Below are 23,014 nucleotides of genomic sequence, written 5' to 3' on the forward strand. Positions count from 1 at the left end.
TTTATAAAAAAAAAGATCCATCACCACAAATGTATGTGAAAGGATCTTTTTTATGCTTGTTTTTCAATTCTCATTTATTTTCGTATCTTTAAGTCATTGCAAGCATGTTGTTAAGTGCTTTTTGAGCCAGCACAGCTACTTCAGACTCCACTTTAATCTCATTAATTGGCATTCCCTTATCAATCATTTCTAAAGACCAAAGCAAGTGTGGAAGGTCAATACGATTCATTGTTAAACATGGACACATATAAGGATTTAATGAAATAACTTTCTTATCCTCATGAGTATGAATCAGTCTGTTAACCAAGTTCATTTCCGTTCCAATTGCCCACTCTGACCCCGCTGGTGCTTGTTTAATCGTATCAATAATATATTTGGTTGAACCAGCATAGTCAGACTGCTGTACAACATCATGCGTACACTCTGGATGAACGATAATATTCATGTTTGGATGCGTTTTACGTACATATTCAATATTTTTCACCGTGAAATTTTCATGAACAGAGCAGTGTCCCTTCCACAGGATGATTTTTACGTTTTCTATGTCACCATCAAAAACGAGCTCATTTTCAATTGGATCCCAAATAGCCATTTCAGCAAGAGGTACACCTAGTTCATAAGCTGTATTTCTCCCTAAATGCTGATCTGGTAAAAATAAAATACGCTGCTTTTTAGTAAACGCCCACTGAACCACTTCTTTTGCATTAGATGACGTCACGGTTGCACCATGATATTTACCAACAAATGCCTTAATCGCCGCAGTAGAATTAACATACGTAAGCGGTACAATTGTGTCTCCAAACAGAGATTGCAAAATCGGCCATGCTTTTTCAGTTTGTTGAATGTCGGCCATATCAGCCATAGAACATCCTGCTCTCATATCAGGTAATACAACTCGTTGATTACTCGTTGTTAGAATATCCGCCGTTTCGGCCATAAAATGAACACCACAGAATACGATGTAAGCAGCTTTTTTATTTGCTGCGGCCATTTGAGATAGCTGCAAGGAATCTCCTACCGCATCTGCAAACTCATAAACTTCGTCCTTTTGATAATGATGCCCTAATATGTAAAGCTGATCACCAAGCCTTTGCTTAATGACTCTAATTCTTTTTTTCATCTCTTCATCTGACATCGTTGAATATTCAAGGGGTAGTGTCTGAGTCTTTAATGTTTCAAACAAGTTCATGGTTCATTTCCTCCACGTTTAAACTAATATCAAGCGACTGCACAGAGTGGGTTAGAGCTCCTAAGGAAATATAATCTACACCCGTGTCTTTATATGAAGCTATGTTATTTAACGTCATCCCACCAGAAGCTTCTGTCATGATGTGATTTGGTACAAGGGAAATCCATTCCTTAATTGTTTGTGGACGGCAGTTATCAAACATAATAACATCTACATCTGCTTCCACCGCTTCTTTTAGCTGTTCAAGGGTCTCTATCTCAACTTCTATCTTTACCATTGGTCCAACAGATTCTTTCACTTTTAAAACAGCTTTTTTAATAGAACCTGCATACGCAATATGATTGTCTTTTAACATGACTCCGTCGTATAGGCCAAACCGATGATTTACTCCGCCTCCCATGCGAACAGCATACTTCTCTAACCCTCGAAGTCCAGGCGTCGTTTTACGCGTATCACAAATCTGTGTGTGCGTACCTTCCATCATTTTTCTCGCTTGGAAAGTCATTGTTGCAATACCACTCATGCGTTGAATAAGATTTAAAATAACGCGCTCTCCTGTTAAAATTGCTTGGATCGGTCCATGAACCTTTGCAATGATATCCCCAGCTTTAACATGTTCCCCGTCTCTTTTATAAAGCTGAACTTCCGCTTGTTGATTTATTAGGTAAAAGCCTTCTGCAATAATACTATCACCCACAAAGATCCCACTTTGCTTAGCAACAATTTCAGCATATCCCGTTTCGTGACGTGAAAAAATGGCTTCACTCGTCAAATCTTGATCTCCAATATCTTCAATGAAAAATTGATGAAGTAGTGTTTTAATCTTTAATGCATTCACAAAATCCCCTCTTTTCTGTCATTAATTATGCATATTTAAGCCAGTACACCCTCTAAAGAATGAATAATCTTTTGTTTCTCCCAACTATGTTCCTTATATGGGAAATCAGATCGATAGTGAGCGCCTCTGCTTTCACATCGATTTATCGCTGAAGATGCTATAAGCTTTCCAAGCTTTAGCATTGCCATTCGCTGTCTTTGTTGCTTTGAATATGAAGTTACGACTTTAAGCCTTAACAAATTCAGCTCATGTTCAAACCAATTTATTGCCTCCTGTAGACCAGCTGCATTTCTAATTATCCCTACGTGCTGCATCATAACCGCTTGAATATCTACTTGGTTCATAGTGAAAGATTCCTCAAACCTTGAAACTTGCTCGTCTGCTTTATAGTCTATGACTTGACGACTTTCTGTTGATAGGATATGCTCCCCTACTCGTCTACCAAATACGATACACTCTAACAACGAGTTGCTTGCTAAACGATTTGCACCATGCACCCCTGTACAAGCTACTTCTCCTACAGCATAAAGATAAGGAATAGTCGTTTCTCCATGCTCGTTAACCTTTATTCCCCCCATCAAAAAGTGGGCTCCCGGTATGACTGGTATTCGTTTTTGGGAAAGGTCAATATTTGCTTTTTGACAAAGAGCTTTTATTGTTGGAAAGCGCTCATTAAACTTTTCTACCTCGCTAATATCTAAAAAGACGTCTTTTCCTCTTTGCATTTGTTCAAAAACTGCTCTGGCTACAATATCTCGTGAAGATAGGTCTTCAAACGGCTGAATTCCTTTCATGAAGTACTCTCCATCTTCAGTTACGAGCACACCACCTTCACCACGCACAGCCTCTGATACCAATCCAACTGCATGATTCCCCTTTCGCAATAGCGTAGGGTGAAACTGAATAAATTCTAAATCTTCAAGTTCTGCTCCTGCATCATAAGCCAGCATCACCCCTTCTCCAGTGGCATGAATATGATTGGATGTATACTGATACAAACCGCCGATTCCGCCAGTAGCCACTACAACGTGCTCTGCCAAATACGCTTGCATCTGTCCTCTGCTTCCTTCTCCAATGGCTCCAATGCAGCCTCTGTCGTCACAAATTAGCTTCTGAATGACTTGATGCTCTATGATATCAACATGAGGTAATACTCGCTTCTTTAAAAATGAAAATAGCAAGGCACCCGTTTTATCTCCTCCTGCATGCAAGATTCGATTTAATCGATGAGCTCCTTCTCGACCAAAATGAAAATCTCCATTTTTCAACTGATCAAACTTCATTCCATCAGCGATAAAGTCCCGTACGCAGCTAACACCTTCTTTAGCCAATATATGTACGGTTTCTTCAATGCAGTGGCTACTTCCAGCTGCTAACGTATCATAAGCATGCTCTTGCCAGCCATCATGGTTTCCTACTGCCGCTGCAATTCCTCCCTGTGCCAATATAGAATTGTTTTCTTCTATACGCCCCTTTGTTACCATCGTGACTTTTTTATATGGATACAAAGCATAAGCCGTAGCTAAAGCTGCCAATCCACTCCCAATAATTAATACGTCCGTCTTATGCATGCTTCACCTCTTATACTTCTGTTCATTTTCAAAACAAAAAATAAGACATTAACTTTACATGTGTCTTGACACCTATATTTACATATTATTAAATAAAAGACAAGATATTTTTTATTTTTAAGAAAAGAGGGAAAGCTATGGTTTATCTTGATTATGCGGCAACCACGCCTATGAGTAAGGAATCAATCGAAGCATATAACACAGCTGCCATATCTTATTATGGAAACGCGAACAGTCTACATACGATTGGTACTCAAGCAGGGGACTTGCTTTCTTTATGTCGACACAAGCTCGCTTCTTTTATAAATGGAGATACGCAAGGTATACACTTTACAAGCGGAGGAACAGAGTCCAATATGCTGGCTATTCAATCTCTTCTTCAGCGTACGGAACATAGAGGAAAACATATTATAACGACTTCGTTAGAGCATGCTTCGGTCTTACGAGCGCTTTCTTCTTCTCAAAAAGTTGGTTACACCATTACTTATCTACCGGTTAATAAAGCTGGCGTTGTATCAATAGAAGCTTTGAAACAAGCAATTCAAGAAGATACGGTTCTTGTAGCCATTCAGCATGTCAATCACGAGCTTGGGTCGATTCAGCCAATCCAAGCTATTGGACAGTTGCTAAAAGAACACGGTATTTGGTTTCACTGTGACTGCGTGCAGTCATTTGGAAAAATACCAATTGACGTTGAAAAAGCAAGCATTGATAGTCTATCTGTAGCGAGTCATAAATTATATGGTCCTAAAGGAGTTGGATTTGTTTACATTCGCCCAGCCTCTGGTAAAAGCATTTCTAACCTAATTAATTTAGTTACAGAACACGATAGAGGTACTATGAATGTCCCAGGGATTGTAGCCTTTGCGACAGCTGCAGAACATGCCCATAACCAGTTAAAAAAATCTTACAACCACTTTGAGCACTTAAAATCGTATTTACTTACACAAATTGAGGGCTTACAAGGGTTTGTTCAGATGGAAGCAAATAGTCCCGCTCATTTTCCAGGCATCATTGGACTAACGTTCCGCAACGTACAAGGTCAGTATGTTATGTTACAATGTAATCGTCACAATATCGCAGTAGCAACCGGCAGTGCTTGTACAGTTCATAAACAAGCCCCTCTTCGTTCGTTACTAGCTATTGGAAAAAGCCCCGAGCAAGCCAAAAATTTTATTCGTATTTCCTTTAGTTTGCATACAACTACGGAAGATTTGGATGAACTAATGAAGGTGCTTCATTTATTACATAAAGAGATTATGAAGGAGCGGTAAAAGCATGTCAGAAAATCAACGCAAAGTTTTAGGTGAAGAGCGACGAGAGCTCATTTTACAATGGTTAAAAACTGAGCAACAGCCTATGACGGGCAGTGAACTATCAAAGAGAACAAAGGTAAGCAGACAGGTAATTGTGCAAGATATCTCGCTCTTAAAAGCCCGTAATGAACCCATTCTAGCTACAAGCCAAGGCTATATTTATATGCAATCTCCTAACCAGGCATCCTCTCAGCAACGAATTATTGCTTGTCATCATGCACCTGAAGATACGGAAAAAGAGCTGTTTATGATTGTAGATCATGGAGTATGCGTAAAAGACGTAACCATTGAACATCCCGTGTACGGAGAACTCACGGCTTCAATGATGGTTCAAACTCGTAAAGATGTAGAAGCCTTTTTACAAAAGATTAACCAAACAAATGCAACGTATCTGTCGCAATTAACAGAAGGTACTCACCTTCATACACTTGAAGCTGACACTATTCAGAAGCTTGATGCAGCCTGCGAAGCACTTGAGCAAGCTGGCTACTTATTAAAGAGTGAATAAAAAATCCCGCTATATTTTATAGCGGGATTTTTCGGTCGAGTAACGTATGTGGATAGCTTCCTAGAATAGCTACCTTACATCCAAGTGCTTCAAGTTCAGCAATAGCGCTTGGTATTAGCACCTCGTCCATTTCTTGTTCAATATCGACAATAAAGAAGTAATTTCCTAGTCCTGTCTTCATTGGTCTTGATTCAATTTTAGATAAATTCAACTTACGCCATGCAAATGCAGACAGTACTTGATGCAGTGCTCCAGCTTGATCCGATGGTAATGTAATCATTAAAGTCGTTTTGTAGCCATTCTCTTGCTCAAATGGCACAGCGCGAGTTCGGTCTTTATGAAGCACGACGAACCGAGTCGTATTGTGATCATAATCATGAATATTGGGTCGTGCAATATGAAGCCCATACTCCTTAGCAGCTAATCCGTTGGCAATTGCACCGACTACTTCTTCTGGGTTCTCGCTAACGTACTTTGCAGCAAATGCTGTTGATGTCATTTCTTCCACCGGAACATGTCCCAAGCTACCGTACAAAAACTTATGACACTGCGCAATAGCGTGGGGATGTGAATACACAGTCTTAACCTCTTCCCATTTGTCTGCATGATTAGGATGAACCATTAAATGCTGACGAATCGGTAAAATAATCTCACCTACCACGGGAAGGCGATGCTCATGAATTAAATAATCAAGTGTTAAATTAACGGAACCTTCTAATGCATTTTCAAGCGGAACGATTCCATACTCTACGTCTTCGTTATACACCGCATCAATACAAGATGGAATAGTCTTAAAGGGAATCTGCTCATATTCTGAAAATACTTCTTGAACTGCTACATGTGTAAATGTTGCTTTTGGTCCTAAATATCCTACTTTCCCCACGATTCTTCTCTCTCCTGTCTATGTCTGCTTTCTAGTTAAGCACCTGAACCAAGGACTTCAACCTTGTCTACAAATGCAAGCCTTTTTAATTCTCGTAACAAATCGTTCAGCTCAACCTTCATGCTTGCAATATCTAAAGAGAGCGTAACATTTGCTCTTCCTTGTAGCGGAATGGTTTGGTGAATTGTTAACACATTACACCCTGAAGAGGCTACGACACTTAGTAAATGAGATAACGTACCTGAGCGATCTTCCAGGTGAAAAAAGAGTGAAATAATTCGCTGTGTCACAACCGTTTGAAACGGGAACACAGTATCTCTATATTTATAAAAAGCACTCCTGCTTAAGTCAACCTCTTGAACTGCATCAGCTACGGAAGCTGATTTTCCACGTTCAATTAGCAGCTTTGCATCCAGCGTTTTCTTCATGGCTTCTGGCAATACATCTTCTCGTACTAAATAAAACTGCTTATCAGCCTTATCCAAGTCAAGCCCCTCCCCTGTGACATGAATGATTAGTCGATAAATTCGAACTCATATTCAAATAGCTTTACAATATCTCCATCTTTTGCGCCTCTTTCACGAAGCGCTTCGTCTATGCCCATACCACGAAGCTGGCGAGCAAAGCGGCGAACAGATTCGTCTCTTGAGAAATCGGTCATCTTGAACAGCTTTTCAACTTTTTCACCATCTAATACAAATGAACCATCGCTATCACGTGTAATGTGGAATTCTACTTCCTTCTTCTCGTGCTTGTAAAGTACGCGATGAGTTGATAAATCTTCCTCTTCATGCATTGGGAATTCAGGCGTTGTATCTACAAGGTCAGCAACCGTAAACAACAGTTCACGAATTCCATCACGCGTTGCAGCAGAGATAGGGAATACCTTCACTTCTTCTCCTACTTTTTCCTTAAAGCGCGCTAAATTTTCTTCCGCTTCTGGAATATCCATTTTATTTGCTACTACCACTTGCGGACGCTCTGTTAAGCGTAGGTTGTATTGGCGTAGCTCTTCATTAATTGTTAAATAGTCTTCATAAGGGTCACGACCTTCTAACCCAGACATGTCGACTACGTGAACAATAACACGCGTACGTTCAATATGGCGTAAAAACTGATGTCCTAAACCAACGCCTTCGTGTGCACCTTCAATTAAACCAGGTAGATCCGCCATAACAAAGCTACGGTTGTCTCCTGTTTCAACAACGCCTAAATTTGGTGCAAGCGTTGTAAAATGATACTCGGCAATCTTTGGCTTAGCAGCAGACGTAACGGATAGTAGCGTTGATTTCCCTACGCTTGGAAATCCAACTAATCCAACATCAGCCAATACTTTTAGCTCAAGGATAACATCGCGCTCTTGCCCTGGCTCTCCGTTTTCAGAAAGCTCTGGAGCTGGGTTAGCCGGCGTTGCAAAACGCGTATTTCCTCGACCACCACGTCCCCCTTTTGCAATCACTGCACGCTGACCGTGTTCGACTAAATCTGCGACCGTTTCTTTTGTTTCTGCATCAATCACAACTGTTCCTGGTGGCACTTTAACAATCATTGCTTCTGAATTACGACCATGCTGACCTTTTGACATACCGTGCTCACCACGATCTGCTTTAAAATGTCGCTTATAGCGGAAATCCATAAGTGTACGTAAGCCTTCTTCTACTTCAAAGATAACGTCTGCTCCGTGACCACCGTCACCCCCAGCAGGACCTCCCTTTGGCACATACTTTTCACGACGGAAGGCAACCATACCATTTCCTCCGTCGCCACCTTTCACATATACCTTGACCTGATCTACAAACATGTACTTTCACTCCGTTCTAGTTCATTCTTCTGTACACTTGTACAAAAGAGATCTACTCATGTATTTATTTTAATTTGAATATTAAACTCAGTTGGAAGCATCTCTTGTTCAACGCATGTAAGCATTTGACCATATTCATAGCTACCGAGCTGTTCTTGTAAATTTTGCATATCCGTTAGTATTCCACTAAAATCAAAAAAGAAACGAGGTTCCTGCTCTTCTGTGCATAATGAAATACTCAAATAATTATCAGCATGATAATCAATATGAGATTCTAGCAAACCGGTTAAATAACGGCACCATCTGTATACTTCATTATCGTACTTTGATAAATCCTGAGCGTTTCCGAGCACTTCAAGCTCCAACCGAACCGCGTGGTTATACCAGTGATAAGTCATAACAAACCCTGTGAACAAACGCATATTCATGCTTGTCAATTTTGATTCGTGCTGTGACTCGTTCACGATTGTATTGATGATGTCGTTCGCTCGATCTACCCGATTCAGTGCTAAATTGCCTTTAATTAGCTGTATCTTGTTTAGCCAATCATGCCTAGCATATTTTAATACTTCGACAACATCCCACTCTTTTTTCATTTTCGCACTCCTAACTAACTTTTGACTCGAGCATAAGTAACTTCTAGGCGATAAAAACATCTCGCATCATTGTTATTTAATATGTTCGATTATAACAAATTCCAGTGGAGAATAGGTGAATTATTCTACAAAAAGAAAACTCTAACCTCCATTGAGGTTAGAGTTTTCTTTTCACAGCTTATGCTTCTTGAGCTACTGGATATACAGATACTTTTTTACGGTCACGACCGAAACGTTCAAATTTAACGATACCGTCGATTTGAGCGTATAGAGTATCATCTCCACCACGACCTACGTTTGCACCTGGGTAAATTTTAGTACCGCGTTGACGGTATAAAATTGAACCACCAGTTACGAATTGGCCATCAGCACGTTTAGCACCAAGACGTTTCGCGATTGAATCACGACCGTTTTTAGTACTACCTACTCCTTTTTTAGAAGCGAAGAATTGAAGGTCTAATCTTACTAACATGACATCCACCTCCTGTTTAATTGTCGTTAATTTTTATATATTTACTGTAGTCTAATTCGATTGTTTTCAAAGACACAACCATTCCTTCTAGCAAAAGATGAATTTGCTCCAATGCCGATAAATCAACATTTTCTGGAATCTCACAGCGAAGATATCCACCATCTCCACCCTGCTTAATAACTGGCGTTACGCCGGTTATTGAATGAATAGCGTTTAAAGTGCCAAATGAAACTGCCGATGCTCCCGCACAAACAAGATCTTTTCCATGCTCGGAAAATTCAGCATGTCCACTCATCGTGAACCCGTCGATTTGCTTGTTTGCGTTACGAGAAATTGTCACCTTGATCATCAGATGCTAATCTTACGCGTTGATAGCGTCGATAACAACTTTTGTGTAAGGTTGACGGTGACCTTGCTTACGACGATAGTTTTTCTTTGCTTTGTATTTGAATACAGTGATTTTCTTAGCACGACCTTGTTTTTCAACTTTAGCCGTAACTGTTGCACCTTCAACAAATGGAGCACCAACTTTAACGTTGTCGCCACCTACAAATAATACTTTATCAAAAGTAACTGTTTCGCCTTGTTCACCAGCAAGTTTTTCGATGTAGATTGCTTGACCAGCTTCTACTTTAATTTGTTTACCACCAGTTTCGATAATTGCGTACATTCTCTGCACCTCCTCTAAAAACTAAGACTCGCCATCACAGGTGTCCATATCGGACTTAAAACCTGTTCTGAGCGGTTGTAGCACGGGTGCTACAAACCAACATATTAAATCTTACTACAGTATGAAGGTAAGTGTCAATTAGATTTGTAACTTTATTCGTAAAAAGATTACTTTTTTATCCTTTCCTGAATGACAGATTCTTGCCCTACATATTTAATGTGATACGTATGAGAAGCTGAAAGAGTTGACGTACAGTACAACTTTAGTCCAATCATTTCTTCTAACGCATGAAAGAAACCATCTTTTTTTAAGTGTTCTTCTACATCTTCACGCGTTTCTATCCAAATGGCTTCTTCTGTTGAAAATCGATATTCCCATAACTTACGTTCAATTTGAAACGCAATGGTTTCTGCATCCATCACTCGTCCTGTTCCATTGCAAACCTGACAAGCCATCGTTAAGGTAGAACCAATGCTATCGCGTACCTTTTTGCGAGTTAGTTGCAAAATACCAAGTTCAGTAAACCCAACCACAGTAGTACGAACTTCATCTACTTTGACGATATCTTGAACATACTGTAGCAATACCTCACGATCTTGTCGGCTACTCATGTTAATGAAATCAACTAGTATCATACCGCCGATATGGCGAAGCTTTAGCTGCTTAGCTATTTCAAGGGCAGCTTCTTTATTAACACGCAAAATGTTTTCCCTCAGTGAGCTTTTCCCGCTAAACTTTCCTGTATTTACGTCTACTACCGTCATTGCTTCTGTTTCATCAATCACAATATAGCCACCACTTTTTAGCCAAACCGTTCGTCTCAAAAGTTTTTCAACTTGGCTATCGATATCATAGTGCTCAAATACGCTTTCAGTTCCTTTATAATAGTAAAAAGGTAATGTGGGATACGTTTCAAGAAGCTGTTGATAATGGGTAAAATCATCCACTACGAATTCTTGTATTGTTTTTTTACTCACACTTTGTACAACTGAATTCAAAAACTCTTGGCCTTTTTTTAAGAGCTTTGGTGCCTTCTGATTCTTATTTGCTACAATTTCATGCTGATACTGCCTCCTCAGTTCTTTGACTCTTTTCATTACCTGTTCCTCTGTCAGCGATTGCACAGCTGTTCGAAAGACAAGGCCTTCTTTGTTTTCAATGAGCTGTTGACCGAGCTGTTTCCACTTAACTCGCTCCTGCTCCTCCATCTTTTTCGAAGCTGCCACATAATTTCCTTCAGGCAAATAAACAAGCTCTTCTGTTGCAAATTCAATAACACCGGTTAAGCGTGGTCCTTTTGTTCCAATCCCTTCTTTAATCACCTGAACAACAATGGCATCACCTTCTCGAATAAAAGCTGACATTGCCCTGCTGTCCTTTTGGCTGTCTGAATCATTTCGATACGAAATGAGCTCTTGCTGATGAATAAATCCATTTTGTGATAGACCAATGTCAATAAATGCGGCCTGCATACCGGGTATAACCTTCACAACTCGCCCTATATAAATATCACCAACAATCTGGTGCTTATTCTGCTCTTCTAAATAAACCTCTTCTAGCTCTCCATCATTTATAACAGCAATGCGCTTCGATTTTGTTGCAGCATTAATAATACATTTTCTCACGTTTAAATCTCCACTTCTTTAAATGTTCAATTAAAAAAGTCCGGCTACGCGTTCAGCCGAACTTTACCTTCTTTATATGTTACTTGATTTTAATAGATAGATACAAGCTCGTTAAGTGAGCTGTCCACTCTTTTCTCCACAAAGTAAGCATGAAGCAATTCGTTTTCATCAATTCTCAATGCTTCACCGTTTGCTTGAAACACAATCATATGCTTACAACCTCTTTTGAACTTCTTTAACACGTCGTAAATCTGCTCGTTTGCAGACGCATTCACCGGCTGTAAAGTAGCAATTGCCCTTTCTTTTCCATGATATCGTTCTAGTAAAAAGCGCATGTAAACAAAATGGCGATTACGCCATTCTTGATAATGACAAAGAATTAGAAAGGCTAAAACAATCCATAAGTGAAGGTGCATTGCATAGACAATAGCTGTATAGAGGCATAAAGCTACTAAAAATCCACTTGATAGCTTTAACATTCGCTCATGTGCTTTTAAAAACGGTGCATATCTACTGCACCATAAAAACAAAATCTTCCCTCCATCTAAGGGCCAAATAGGTAATAAATTAAAAAAGAATATAAGCGCATTTTGATAGAGAAATTGTTCATATGTTTCTGCTTGGATCCAACCAAGCTCAGCAAATAAGTAAGCACCTCCAACGAGCCAAATATGCTGAATAGGTCCGCTAATTGTAACAATTAGCTCTTCACGCAACGGACGGTTTCCATGTTCATCTACTTCTGCTACTCCACCAAATGGCAGCAGCATAATTCGTTTAATTCGCCATGAGAAATGGTGAGCAGCAAACGCGTGACCCAACTCATGAATCAGGATAATTACAAATAAAATCATCAAAGGCTTAATTGTGGCTGTAAAAATCCCAATAATAAAAACCCCCCACAACAGAGGGTGAATATGAATTTTCATCAGGAGTGATAAGTAGCTATTCAAATTGAATCACCTGACTAGGATCCACAAACTTTTCACCTTTTTTTATAGCAAAATAAAAGAGGCCTGTTTCTCCATCGTCTGAACTTGCCACTACGCCAAGTTCTTTTCCTTTATTAACAAAGTCATAAACGTTTACATCCACCGTTTTTAATTGTCCATACCATGTTTCAGAGCCATCAGCATGCTGGATAATTACCGTGTTACCAATTCCATCTCGCTTACCAACATAGCGAACAATCCCTTCACTCATGGCTTCCACAACAGAATCAGCTCCTGTTTGAATTGTTACGCCTTGCTTATCCTCTTCAAAAGTTTCCATCACTTTTCCAGATGCAGGCATAACGTAACCTCCGCTAACGCTTTGCTCATCAATTTTAGGTTCATCTTTTTGTGGTAAAAGTGTAAGAGGCTTGCCAAATTGGTCTTCATACCAAGATGAAACTGCTGCAAACTGAAATTCTTGATCCATTGTTGTGGAAATGTACGTCCTTGCTTTTTCAAATGTCGGGGAAGGACTTTTAAATAAAATTGCTACGATGAGCACTAAGCAAGCTGAAGCTAACACTTTAAAAAAGAAACGCTCTTTTCGAAAGAAGGGATAGCGCTCACCGCCACTAGTAGTAGGCGTATATTCAATAGGTGAATAATCAGGAAAACCATACTTTTCTTCTTCACTCATCAATGACGTATGAAGTGGCTCATGCGGGATTTTCTTAGCAGTAGACAGCTGCTTTTTTTTACGCTCAGCAATTCGCTTTCGAATTTCATCAGCACGTCGATTCATGATTCATCATTCTCCTTGTCCTTAAACTTATACAATTTAATGTATGACTTGTCCGGTATCGTTATGACAGGATTAAAATGATGAATAGCGAAACGAAAAAAAGCTTCCATACCGGAAGCTTTTCAAACAAACGTTTTATTTTTATGCGCGTACACCAAAGAATCGTTTAATGCGTGCGAACATCCCTTTATCTTCATCATCAAGCGATTGTAAAGGAACGGTTTCACCAAGAATTCGTCGTGCGATATTACGATAAGCAATGGAAGCCTTGCTAGATGGATCCATAACGATAGGCTCACCGCTATTAGATGCTTTAATGACATTTTCATCATCGGCTACAATTCCAATAAGGTCAACTGCAAGCAGCTGAGCAATTTCATCTACATCAAGCATATCTCCATTTTTCATCATATGACTTCGAATTCGGTTAATGACAAGCTTTGGTGATTCAATATCTTCTTGCTCGAGCAACCCAATAATGCGATCAGCATCACGAACAGCTGACACTTCTGGAGTTGTCACAACGAGCGCTTTATCTGCACCAGCTACTGCATTTTTATACCCTTGCTCAATACCAGCTGGGCAATCAATAATGACATAGTCGTACTCTTGCTTTAATTCAAGAATCAGCTCACGCATTTGCTCTGGCTGAACAGCTGTCTTATCGCTCGTTTGAGCAGCAGGAAGCAGATACAAACATTCAAATCGTTTGTCTTTAATTAAGGCTTTTTGAGGTTGGCAGCGCCCTTCTACCACGTCTACAAGATCATATATAATTCGATTTTCCAGTCCCATCACAACATCAAGGTTGCGCAGACCGATATCAGTGTCTACTAAACAAACGCGCTTTCCAGCTAACGCCAGCGCAGTACCTAAGTTGGCAGATGTCGTTGTTTTCCCAACTCCACCTTTACCAGACGTAACAACAATAGCCTCTCCCACTGTCAAATTCTCCTTTCTAACCTTGTCAAGTTAGGTCGTAGACTCGCTAAGCCTTGAACGCGGTCTATGACCATTTGATTTGCGTCATCTAAATATGCGCATTCCATGACACTTTGCTCTTTATCACTATCCTCTTCTTCGGGTCGTGTAATTACATCAGCAATTCGAAGCTGAGACGGTTGCATAATTGAAGCTGCAATGACTGCCGTTTTATTACCACGATACCCTGCATGAGCAATTCCTTTTAAAGCACCTAATATAAAAAGATTTCCCCCTGCTACAATGGTTCCCCCAGGATTAACGTCGCCGATTAATAATAGGTCTCCTTCGACGTGAAGCACTTGTCCTGAGCGCACAACTTTTGCAACAGAAACTAATTCTTCTTGTTCTTTTACCCGTAATGCATCCTGTTTTAAAATGACGTTACTATCGATTTGCTTGACCACTAAGTGTCGATTCTTCTCGATGAGCGCCTTTAGCTCGTTTTCCTGATCTTCAGTAATAAAACGATTTCCAACTTTCACATATACGGTGACATGCTGCTCGTCATCTCCATGTTTATTCGTCAAAAGCTTCGTCTGTAGTTCAGCTAATAGCTCCTCGAACGAACATGCGTCATTGAGATGGAGCGTTAGTCCATCTTTCGTTCCTTTAATGGTTATATTTTGTTGCTTTTGTTTATTCAAGACGCTCACCTCAACGAATATATAATTTCGACAGAGACTTACCAATTCCTTTTTTTCACTCGCAGAATCACAACATTTCTACGAACTTGGAACTAGAAAATTGACTTTTTTTGAAGCATCATCGCTCCTTCGCATAAAACAGTGAAAAGTATTGAAAACACTTTTGTAGAGGTAGCGCAAAAATCACCGCAAAAATTGCATTTAAAATCAGAGTCGCATAGAATCGTTCCGCTAAGAAACGCCCCAGTACCATATCGGATACCCCGATAATTGTATTAATGCCATATACATAAAATTCAATAATTGCAACTGCAATTAAACAAATAAAAAGTACCACTAATAAATTGTTTTGCCAAATTTTTATCAGCTGTGACACGATATAACATACGGCTGGTAGGCCAAGCGCATAAATACCCAGTACATCCGTAAAGGCGATATCATATAAAAACCCAAAAACAATTCCAAAAATCATCGCTTGCTTGCGATTAATATAAATAGTCATAAACACTAGCGCAATTAAAACAAAGCGCGGCGATAAAAGCCAGTCTCGAAAAGCTGGCTGCATCGCAACAAAGTTTACAAAAATGCTTTCTAACATAAAAATAACTAGAATTATGAAAGGTAAGAGGAAGCGTTTCATCACTCTTCCTCCTCTACTTCTAAGCTGTCTTCAGACATCACTGTACTTCTTTTAGCAACCATGACATGGTCAAGGTCGTATAGGTCTGTTGATGGCTTAATGTATGCTTTTTGTGTTAAACCGTACTCATCAGGCTCAATCTTTGTAATTTCCCCAATAACAAGTCCGCTTGGGAATACACCATCTTCGCCCCCAAGGCCAGAGGTAACAACTTTTTGTTTTTCTTTAATTTCAGCATCAAATGGAATTCGTCTTAATAAAAGAGCTTGTTCTTCTTCGTCGTATCCTTCAATTAAACCGTACACAGGTGTTTTTGCTTGAATCTTAGCCGATACGCGGTTAGTACGATCGGATGAGCTAATCAATTGAACCGTTGAAGTAAACTGAGAAGCATGTTTTACTTTCCCAATAAGTCCACCTGGCGTAATCACGGCCATGTTTTCTTCAACATTGTGAACTTTCCCTTTATCAATAGCAATAACGTCATGCCAGCGGTCTGGGTTTCGAGCAATAACCGTTGCTTCGATTGGACTATAAGCTTTGAGGTCGCTTTCTTTATCCACCTGTTCACGTAGCTTATCATTTTCTGTTTCTAGCTCACTTACTTTCGCTTCTAATTGCATACGCTCGTCAAGGCGTGCTTTTAGCACTTCATTTTCTTCATATGTACGTTTTAGGTCACCTACATTTTCAAAGAAACCCGCTACATACTGTGCGGGTTGGTGAAATGTAGCCTGAACAAGACCGACCGTGTCTTTCACAAACTGTTCAGGCCACGTTACATCTTTACGACCATTTAACGAAAAACCAATCAATGCCACTAATACAATAATACTAACTAACAAAATAACTAGACGTTTATTTAGAAAAAACTGTGGCACGATTTACACCTCTTACTGTTTAGCGATATGAATCGCTTGTACGATTTTTGAATAAATCAATATTATCTAATGCTTTTCCTGTTCCAATTGCTACACAGTCTAACGGATCTTCTGCAATGACAACAGGCATATTTGTTTCTTCACTAATTACACGATCTAAATTGCGTAGTAAGGCACCGCCGCCTGTTAACACAATTCCGCGGTCCATAATATCTGCCGCTAATTCTGGTGGTGTTTTTTCAAGCGTACCTTTTACTGAATCAACAATAGCTGCAACCGTATCTTTCAACGCATCAGCAATCTCTTCTGCCGAAATCTCAATTGTTTTCGGTAACCCAGTTAATAAGTCACGTCCACGAATCTCCATGTTATCGATTCCTTCAGGGATACCTGCTGAACCAATTTCAACTTTTAACGCTTCTGACGTACGTTCACCAATCATAAGATTGTAATTTTTGCGAATATATTGGATGATTGCTTCATCCATTTCGTCTCCAGCAATACGGATTGACTGACATGTTACAATACCACCCAATGAGATAATTGCTACTTCTGTAGTACCGCCACCAATGTCAACCACCATGCTTCCTGTTGGTTCCCAAACAGGTAAATTTGCCCCGATTGCTGCTGCAAATGGTTCTTCAATTGTATAAGCATCACGAGCTCCAGCTTGGCGAGTTGCGTCAATAACCGCGCGTTTCTCAACAGCCGTAATTCCTGATGGTACGCATACCATTACATAAGGCTTGCCAGCAAACAAACTTTTTGTTTTTTGTGCTTGTTTGATGTAATATTTCATCATTGTTGCTGTTGTTTCATAATCAGCAATTACGCCATCTTTCATAGGACGAAGTGCTACAACATTTCCAGGTGTACGACCAATCATATTTTTCGCATCATTACCAACCGCTACAATTTGCTTTGTATCTGTTTGTAATGCTACAACTGACGGTTCACGTACAACAATTCCTTTTCCTTTAACATAAACAAGTGTATTTGCAGTACCTAAATCTATTCCAAGGTCTCTAGTACCGATTCCAAACATGTGTCTCTTCCTTTCTCTTACCGAAATGCAAAGGCTAAACCCTCTCAGTCGATTTCACCATTTCATTAATAACATTTTTTATTTTCTATACTTCTTTTATAGATGTCAACGCCAAATATTGTATGATATATTTTCATACTTTGTCTATTAATAACCGATGATTGTAAAGAACTTGTCATTTAAAATCATGACTACTATTATAACTCAAGGAAATTAAAAAGCATAGCATTACATATATCCTTTTTCTTTTAAGCTAATATATTTTCGATCCCCAATAATTAAATGGTCTAAAAGTTCAATACCAATGATTAATCCACATTCTTGCAAGCGTTTAGTCACATCGATATCTTCTCGACTAGGTGTAGGGTCTCCGGAAGGGTGATTGTGTACACAAATAATAGAGGCTGCCGAGCGACGGAAAGCTTCTTTAAAGACTTCACGAGGATGTACAATCGATGAATTGAGGCTACCAATAAAGATGGTTTGTTTATGAAGAACCTGGTTTTTCGTGTTTAAATAAAGGCAGACAAAATGCTCTTGAAGTAATGTACGCATTTCTTCCATTACGTAATTTGCTCCATCTTCTGGGCTTCGAATAGCGTACTTTACTCCTGGTTTCACCTGAGCCATCCGCTTTCCGAGTTCAATTGCAGCCATAAGCTGAACCGCTTTTGCTTGTCCAATTCCTTTCATTCTCACCATTTCATCCAGCGTTGCATTTTGTAATAGCTCCAATCCATCAAAATAGCGCAGAATTCGATTGGCTAGTTGAAAAACGGATTCTTCTTTCGTTCCTGTTCGAAGCAAGATAGAGATAAGTTCATGATTTGATAAGCTGGAAGCACCTTTTTGCATAAGGCGCTCCCTTGGTCTTTCTTCATATGGAAAATCTTTCATCATTAATGATTCATTCATCAAATGGGTTCCCTCCTCAATTGGAGTAGGCGAAACCACGCTTTCTCAGTTCTCTTATTGTGCGAGACAACGGCAGACCAACAACAGAAAAGTAATCACCTTGAATGCTTTTGACAAACGCAGCTCCTAGGCCTTGTATACCGTACGAGCCTGCCTTGTCCATTGGCTCACCCGTTCGAACGTACTGCGTAATTTCATCTACTGTTAATGGCCAAAATTCAACATCTGTTTTTTCATAGAATGTCTGAACTTGCTCACCTTCTACAAGAGCTACTCCTGTAAGAACCTGATGTTTTTTTCCTGAAAGCATCTCTAAGGTTTGAACTGCTTCTGCTTCGCTAGCTGGTTTTCCTAAAATAATGTCTTTGTAGACAACAACCGTATCGGAACCTAGTACAATATGATTGGGATACAGCATTGCAACATCAGATGCTTTTTGCAATGCTAAATCCATCACCACCTCAGACGGTGAATAGTTTGGATTAACTTTTTCATCAACGTTGCTTACATGTACGGAAAAAGGAATGTGAAGCTGCTGTAGCAGTTCTTTACGACGAGGAGAGCCAGAGGCTAATATTAATTCTTTGTTCATTGATCTCAACCTTTACACTTCAAATATTTGAAAAAAAGAACACAACTCAATTTTAACAAGATTAACCATTTTTTACAATAAACAAATCAGGTAGCGAGGCCACCTGACTTACTTCTTAATGATTTGCTGATACTGAACAAGAGACGTTAGCAAATACTTAGTCGCTTCATCACTATCGCTTTTTTTACTTGATTGATTAAATGATTCAAGTGAAGAAACCGATTGTTCCAATGTTTTAATTAACTGTCCTATCTCTTTATTATCCGTTTGCTCTTGGATTTTATCCAGTTCTTTCTTGACCTCGCTTACGCTTGATACTTTGTTTCCTTCCGCTGCTTTTCCTACTTGATCCATTACGTTAGCCATAAATGGTTGTAGAGTCGACATCACTTTTTCGTCACTTTCTGCCAGCTGAGCAGCACCTTTCATCTCGTATGATTTTACATAGGCATCTTCACTACTTTTTTTATAGGTATTCCTCAGCTCTTTTGCTTTTGATTCACTTGTGCTAGCGCCTATGACAATGGTGTAAGTATTATCTTTTCCAAAAACAACGCTTTCGCCATTTAGGTTTTCTTTTGCTTTATTCGCTGCTTCTTTTGAAGAAAAAACACCTGCTTGTACAATATAGATTGGGAACGCATCAACCGTTGCTTTTGCTGAAGACTTTGCGTTTTCTTTTGGTTCTTTTTTAACCGCACTTGTTTGTTCCGGCTGATTAGTCACTTCAGAATTAACCGCAACTGCCGATGGAGTTTTACTGACCGGAGTGGGCTGCTTATCATTGGTAATCGTATTTAAGCCAAACATGCCAAATCCTACGCCGACGGTAACTGCTAATCCTACAATGACAATGAATTTCCTCACTGCTGAGAACGATGATTTATTGATGGTTATTTTACCTACAGGCTCTTTGGGCTGCTTTTTCTTTTCGTTGCGCACTTCTTCAATTGAAACGACTTTGCGCTCAGACATCTCGATTTTTTCTGGAAGAACCCATACTACGTCTTCTTCCTTTTTCTTAGGTGCAGTCGTATCTTGTATATTCTTTTGTTTACCATTAATTTTGACCGTAACTTTTGGATTTTGCTTGTCCACTTTTTCACCACCCTTTGCTGCCTAACACATACACTTTTTACCATGCTATCATAGACGATAAAAAAAATAACAAGACATTTGTCGTCTTGTTATAAAAGGTTTCGCTATTTTATTACAGAATTTTTAATTCTGTCGACCACCAGTTAAGGTGGTAAAGACCCTAATGTCTCTTCTTATACAAGCAATCTCATATCGTATTTTAACAATTGAACTAAATCTATATACCTATAAATACTAAGGAGATTACAATCATAAAAACAACAACAACATCCAGGACTTTAGTTATACTTCCCTCGTGTTTGATTTTGTTTATAAACTTTTATTATGTCGATTAATGGAGTTTTATTACGCAAATTTGCTAATCAAGGATAACAGAATATTGGTGAAGATTGCTTATTCTATAGAGGAAATAGGGTGTGGTCTAATAGTCACTAAATCTAACTATTTAAGTTTGGGTATGGTAGCTTGCTAACTAGATATTTTCAAGAAACATTTATTTGAGCTTTCACATATTATTTCTAATTGATGGGATGTAATAAGAAGCTTCTTCATATGTTAAATACATATGTAAAGTACCAGTTGATAAGAACATCGCCATAATAATATGCAACAAGCGTTCCCGCTGCGATTGAAGGGCCGAATGGAATTGGCTTTCCACGTTGAATTTTTCCTATTGCCATACCAAGTAACCCAACGCTTGTACCAACTAATGCAGCCAAAAAGAAAGAAAGGACAATAAGCTTACAACCAAGAATTAAACCAAGAACTCCGTACAACTTAATATCACCTCCTCCCATTCCACCTTTGCTCATTAAGCTTATTAAAAGCAAAAGAGTAAACCCTACAAAACCGCCTAAGAACATATCCCACCACGGTGTAAGAGGAATAAAGAGTCGTTGGATAATTACAAATGGTAAAAAGAACAAAAGCACCTTGTTAGGAATAAGCATGTATGATAAATCGGAGACTACAATAATTATCAACAGCGATATGAGCGTCCATGCGACAATAACTTCTAACTGAAAGCCATATAATTGAAAAGACAAAACAAACAAAATACCTGTTAAAAACTCTATAATTGGATACTTAATTGGGATAGCTGTACTACAGTGTCGGCACTTCCCTATTTGCACTATATAAGACAGCACTGGCAGAAGCTCTCGAGTTGTCAAAGCATGTTGACATTTAGGACAGCTCGATCGTGGCTTGACGATAGATTTTCCAATGGGGATTCGTAAACCTACCACGTTATAAAAAGACCCTAAAACAAGACCTATTGTGAAAATATAAAGCATAGTCATTGTTTATAAGTTCTCTCATTGTTTTCAGAAGTATGTGATGGATTTGCTGCTATAGTAACCTTACTACTATGTTTTGACTGTATATCCTTAATAGTAGCTCTATTAAAAGTAATAATTTTCTTACCTGCTACGCCAAACCCTTCTATTGCGTATGTTTCTCCATTGTAAATCACTTCTTTAAGTTCTAAATTTAAACTTTCCAATTCTACATATGGCTTTAATTGCTCTTTGGTGATTTTTATGTCTTCATCATGATCTTTAAAATCATTAGATACAATGTAAGCTTGAGCGGTTCTTAATACTTTAAGAGCATCAGACTTAACCGCATCCTCACGAGACTTTTGAATCATTCCACCGATACTTGGAATGGCAATTGCTGCGATAATTCCAAGTATAACGATTACACCTAATAGCTCAATGAGAGTTAATGCTTTTTCATTCCCCAAGACTTTTTTAATCACTTTTTTCCACTCCTTTCTAATTGTACATTTTGCATATACCTATTATTTGATGTAAGAGTGATGCTAATGAAAATTAAGCTTATTATTCTTACAATACATCCTGTTCTCTAAGCTGTTAAATATGTAAAGAACCAATGAATAGCATTTGCTAACTACTGATTCTTTATAACTATATAATAGCTGTACACTCATCCAAAATTCATAAAAAGTTACATATTCAATTAATCCAAACTACCAATTTATAGGAAATTAAACTTACCTTTATTATACATTGATTTAAAGAATATAAAAGTGATTTCATCGTAAACCTAGATAATTGAACTCTTGTATTAAACCTGTTTTTATAATGAATACTAGCTCTATAATTATGTTTAATGATGCATTTTTTTATTAAGCCCTTAGAGCCAACAGTCTCATACTAAAAAATAGAAATTTAAATCTATTAAGATAACTCTTTAGTTCTATATACATTTTAATGATTCACTGCTTGTTCAATCCACTTTCGAAACCCTTATAAAGTATTGAAATAAAAAAACCTTTTCCAATTGGAAAAGGTTTTTTAATAATAAGGTGCCATAAACAAGTATACAAGTACACCTGTAAAACTTACATAAAGCCAAATAGGCATTGTCCAGCGAACAATTTTTTTATGTTTATTTACTTGCATTGTCCAGCCCCAAACCGTTGAAAACAGTGCAAGTGGAACAACTACGGCCGCTAAGAAGCTATGAGTAATTAAAATAAAGAAATAGATTGGGCGAATAATCCCTTCCCCACCAAAAGTTGCTGTTTCCGTTGACATATAGTGAAATGTCAAATAAAAAACAAGAAACAAGAGAGTTGAAGAAAATGCCGCTAAAATAAACCCTTTATGAGCTTTAATGTTTTTCTTTAAAATTGATACTAATGCCGCTACAAGAAAGATAAAAGTAAAACTGTTTAATATTGCATTTAATCGCGGAAAGATTGTTAGGTCAAAGTGAACCTCTCCTTGATAACCGATTGGTGAAAAGAACAGTGCTAAGATAATTGCATTTGCAATTAATGAAACCGTTAAGATAATGCCCGTATAATTTTTATTACTAGTCGGCACTATTTTCTCATTTTCCTTACTCATTTTCACAATCTCCTTACGTTTAGATTCATGTCAATTATATATCAGTTTTCCCATTGATTAAAGTGACAATACTTTGAACAGCTAAAAGCCATCCTGCTTTAAATTATAGTATTCATTCCCCCGCCCACCC

The 23,014-nt window shown here is 38.6% G+C and carries 26 protein-coding genes and 1 other annotated feature; of the genes, 2 read left to right on the forward strand and 24 right to left on the reverse strand.

Annotation, left to right across the window (positions count from 1 at the left end; genetic code table 11):
• Nucleotides 1-88: 88 nt before the first annotated feature.
• Genes nadA through nadB form a run of 3 tightly spaced genes read right to left on the reverse strand, consistent with a single transcriptional unit; the run spans nt 89 to nt 3,598 of the window.
• The gene (gene nadA, locus EPL02_RS17915) at nt 89-1,189 is read right to left on the reverse strand and encodes a quinolinate synthase NadA (protein ID WP_131888336.1); all 1,101 of its coding nucleotides are present in this window, start codon (nt 1,187-1,189) and stop codon (nt 89-91) included.
• On the reverse strand, nt 1,176-2,027 hold the full coding sequence (gene nadC, locus EPL02_RS17920) for a carboxylating nicotinate-nucleotide diphosphorylase (RefSeq protein WP_131888337.1): 852 nt from the start codon (nt 2,025-2,027) through the stop codon (nt 1,176-1,178). Before nadC ends, nadA begins: the two co-directional genes overlap by 14 nt.
• A 35-nt stretch (nt 2,028-2,062) precedes the next feature.
• Nucleotides 2,063-3,598, reverse strand: a complete 1,536-nt coding sequence (gene nadB / locus EPL02_RS17925; RefSeq protein ID WP_131888338.1) for an L-aspartate oxidase — start codon at nt 3,596-3,598, stop codon at nt 2,063-2,065.
• A 137-nt stretch (nt 3,599-3,735) separates the two neighbouring features.
• Between nadB and EPL02_RS17930 the strand changes: the two genes are divergently transcribed.
• Together EPL02_RS17930 and EPL02_RS17935 are read left to right on the forward strand one after the other, a co-directional pair.
• Nucleotides 3,736-4,872, forward strand: coding sequence for an IscS subfamily cysteine desulfurase (locus EPL02_RS17930; RefSeq protein WP_131888339.1), 1,137 nt, complete (start codon nt 3,736-3,738; stop codon nt 4,870-4,872).
• Nucleotides 4,873-4,876: 4 nt separating this feature from the next.
• Nucleotides 4,877-5,422, forward strand: a complete 546-nt coding sequence (locus EPL02_RS17935; RefSeq protein ID WP_094911762.1) for a transcription repressor NadR — start codon at nt 4,877-4,879, stop codon at nt 5,420-5,422.
• A gap of 16 nt (nt 5,423-5,438) precedes the next feature.
• Here EPL02_RS17935 and pheA read toward each other — a convergent pair whose 3' ends face one another.
• From pheA to EPL02_RS18040, 21 genes are all read right to left on the reverse strand, one after another.
• Entirely contained in the window at nt 5,439-6,308 is an 870-nt protein-coding gene (gene pheA, locus EPL02_RS17940; RefSeq protein WP_131888340.1) for a prephenate dehydratase, read from the reverse strand.
• A 32-nt stretch (nt 6,309-6,340) separates the two neighbouring features.
• Nucleotides 6,341-6,790, reverse strand: a complete 450-nt coding sequence (locus tag EPL02_RS17945) for an ACT domain-containing protein (RefSeq protein WP_025908521.1) — start codon at nt 6,788-6,790, stop codon at nt 6,341-6,343.
• 29 nt (nt 6,791-6,819) lie between these two features.
• The gene (obgE, locus tag EPL02_RS17950) at nt 6,820-8,106 is read right to left on the reverse strand and encodes a GTPase ObgE (protein WP_094911765.1); all 1,287 of its coding nucleotides are present in this window, start codon (nt 8,104-8,106) and stop codon (nt 6,820-6,822) included.
• A 56-nt stretch (nt 8,107-8,162) separates the two neighbouring features.
• Entirely contained in the window at nt 8,163-8,702 is a 540-nt protein-coding gene (locus tag EPL02_RS17955; RefSeq protein WP_131888341.1) for a Spo0B C-terminal domain-containing protein, read from the reverse strand.
• Nucleotides 8,703-8,880: 178 nt separating this feature from the next.
• Entirely contained in the window at nt 8,881-9,174 is a 294-nt protein-coding gene (rpmA, locus tag EPL02_RS17960) for a 50S ribosomal protein L27 (protein WP_094911768.1), read from the reverse strand.
• Nucleotides 9,175-9,190: 16 nt separating this feature from the next.
• Nucleotides 9,191-9,523: a ribosomal-processing cysteine protease Prp gene (locus EPL02_RS17965; RefSeq protein WP_078989235.1), complete on the reverse strand. Its 333-nt coding sequence runs from the start codon at nt 9,521-9,523 to the stop codon at nt 9,191-9,193.
• 12 nt (nt 9,524-9,535) lie between these two features.
• Nucleotides 9,536-9,844, reverse strand: a complete 309-nt coding sequence (gene rplU, locus EPL02_RS17970) for a 50S ribosomal protein L21 (RefSeq protein ID WP_025908526.1) — start codon at nt 9,842-9,844, stop codon at nt 9,536-9,538.
• A 14-nt stretch (nt 9,845-9,858) separates the two neighbouring features.
• Nucleotides 9,859-9,931 (reverse strand) — a sequence feature (ribosomal protein L21 leader region).
• Nucleotides 9,932-10,011: 80 nt separating this feature from the next.
• Nucleotides 10,012-11,469, reverse strand: a complete 1,458-nt coding sequence (locus EPL02_RS17975) for an Rne/Rng family ribonuclease (RefSeq protein ID WP_131888342.1) — start codon at nt 11,467-11,469, stop codon at nt 10,012-10,014.
• 89 nt (nt 11,470-11,558) lie between these two features.
• Nucleotides 11,559-12,422, reverse strand: coding sequence for a M50 family metallopeptidase (locus EPL02_RS17980; RefSeq protein ID WP_094911772.1), 864 nt, complete (start codon nt 12,420-12,422; stop codon nt 11,559-11,561).
• Nucleotides 12,415-13,206: a M23 family metallopeptidase gene (locus tag EPL02_RS17985; protein WP_094911773.1), complete on the reverse strand. Its 792-nt coding sequence runs from the start codon at nt 13,204-13,206 to the stop codon at nt 12,415-12,417. Before EPL02_RS17985 ends, EPL02_RS17980 begins: the two co-directional genes overlap by 8 nt.
• A gap of 141 nt (nt 13,207-13,347) precedes the next feature.
• Nucleotides 13,348-14,148 carry a septum site-determining protein MinD gene (minD, locus tag EPL02_RS17990; RefSeq protein ID WP_094911774.1) on the reverse strand — a complete coding sequence of 267 codons (801 nt, stop codon included), beginning with the start codon at nt 14,146-14,148 and terminating at the stop codon, nt 13,348-13,350.
• Between the two features lie 2 nt (nt 14,149-14,150).
• Nucleotides 14,151-14,834: a septum site-determining protein MinC gene (gene minC, locus EPL02_RS17995; protein WP_094911775.1), complete on the reverse strand. Its 684-nt coding sequence runs from the start codon at nt 14,832-14,834 to the stop codon at nt 14,151-14,153.
• Between the two features lie 118 nt (nt 14,835-14,952).
• On the reverse strand, nt 14,953-15,474 hold the full coding sequence (gene mreD, locus EPL02_RS18000; RefSeq protein WP_094911777.1) for a rod shape-determining protein MreD: 522 nt from the start codon (nt 15,472-15,474) through the stop codon (nt 14,953-14,955).
• A complete protein-coding gene (gene mreC, locus EPL02_RS18005; RefSeq protein WP_094911778.1) occupies nt 15,474-16,355 on the reverse strand; it encodes a rod shape-determining protein MreC in 882 nt (293 codons plus the stop codon). The genes mreD and mreC overlap by 1 nt, the downstream gene beginning before the upstream one ends.
• 19 nt (nt 16,356-16,374) lie before the next feature.
• On the reverse strand, nt 16,375-17,400 hold the full coding sequence (locus EPL02_RS18010; protein ID WP_094911780.1) for a rod shape-determining protein: 1,026 nt from the start codon (nt 17,398-17,400) through the stop codon (nt 16,375-16,377).
• A gap of 228 nt (nt 17,401-17,628) precedes the next feature.
• Nucleotides 17,629-18,315: a RadC family protein gene (gene radC / locus EPL02_RS18015; protein ID WP_094911781.1), complete on the reverse strand. Its 687-nt coding sequence runs from the start codon at nt 18,313-18,315 to the stop codon at nt 17,629-17,631.
• A 16-nt stretch (nt 18,316-18,331) separates the two neighbouring features.
• Entirely contained in the window at nt 18,332-18,907 is a 576-nt protein-coding gene (locus EPL02_RS18020; protein ID WP_131888343.1) for a Maf family protein, read from the reverse strand.
• 108 nt (nt 18,908-19,015) lie between these two features.
• Nucleotides 19,016-20,005, reverse strand: coding sequence for an SPOR domain-containing protein (locus EPL02_RS18025; RefSeq protein WP_131888344.1), 990 nt, complete (start codon nt 20,003-20,005; stop codon nt 19,016-19,018).
• A 548-nt stretch (nt 20,006-20,553) separates the two neighbouring features.
• A complete protein-coding gene (locus EPL02_RS18030; protein ID WP_131888345.1) occupies nt 20,554-21,306 on the reverse strand; it encodes a prepilin peptidase in 753 nt (250 codons plus the stop codon).
• Nucleotides 21,303-21,767, reverse strand: coding sequence for a prepilin-type N-terminal cleavage/methylation domain-containing protein (locus tag EPL02_RS18035; RefSeq protein ID WP_131888346.1), 465 nt, complete (start codon nt 21,765-21,767; stop codon nt 21,303-21,305). Before EPL02_RS18035 ends, EPL02_RS18030 begins: the two co-directional genes overlap by 4 nt.
• A gap of 559 nt (nt 21,768-22,326) precedes the next feature.
• Nucleotides 22,327-22,884, reverse strand: coding sequence for a DUF420 domain-containing protein (locus EPL02_RS18040; RefSeq protein ID WP_131888347.1), 558 nt, complete (start codon nt 22,882-22,884; stop codon nt 22,327-22,329).
• Nucleotides 22,885-23,014: the final 130 nt, after the last annotated feature.

Origin of the sequence: Bacillus sp. CBEL-1, from assembly GCF_004348885.1 — a bacterium.
GTDB classification, from domain to species: Bacteria; Bacillota; Bacilli; order Bacillales; family Bacillaceae_H; genus Priestia; species Priestia aryabhattai_A.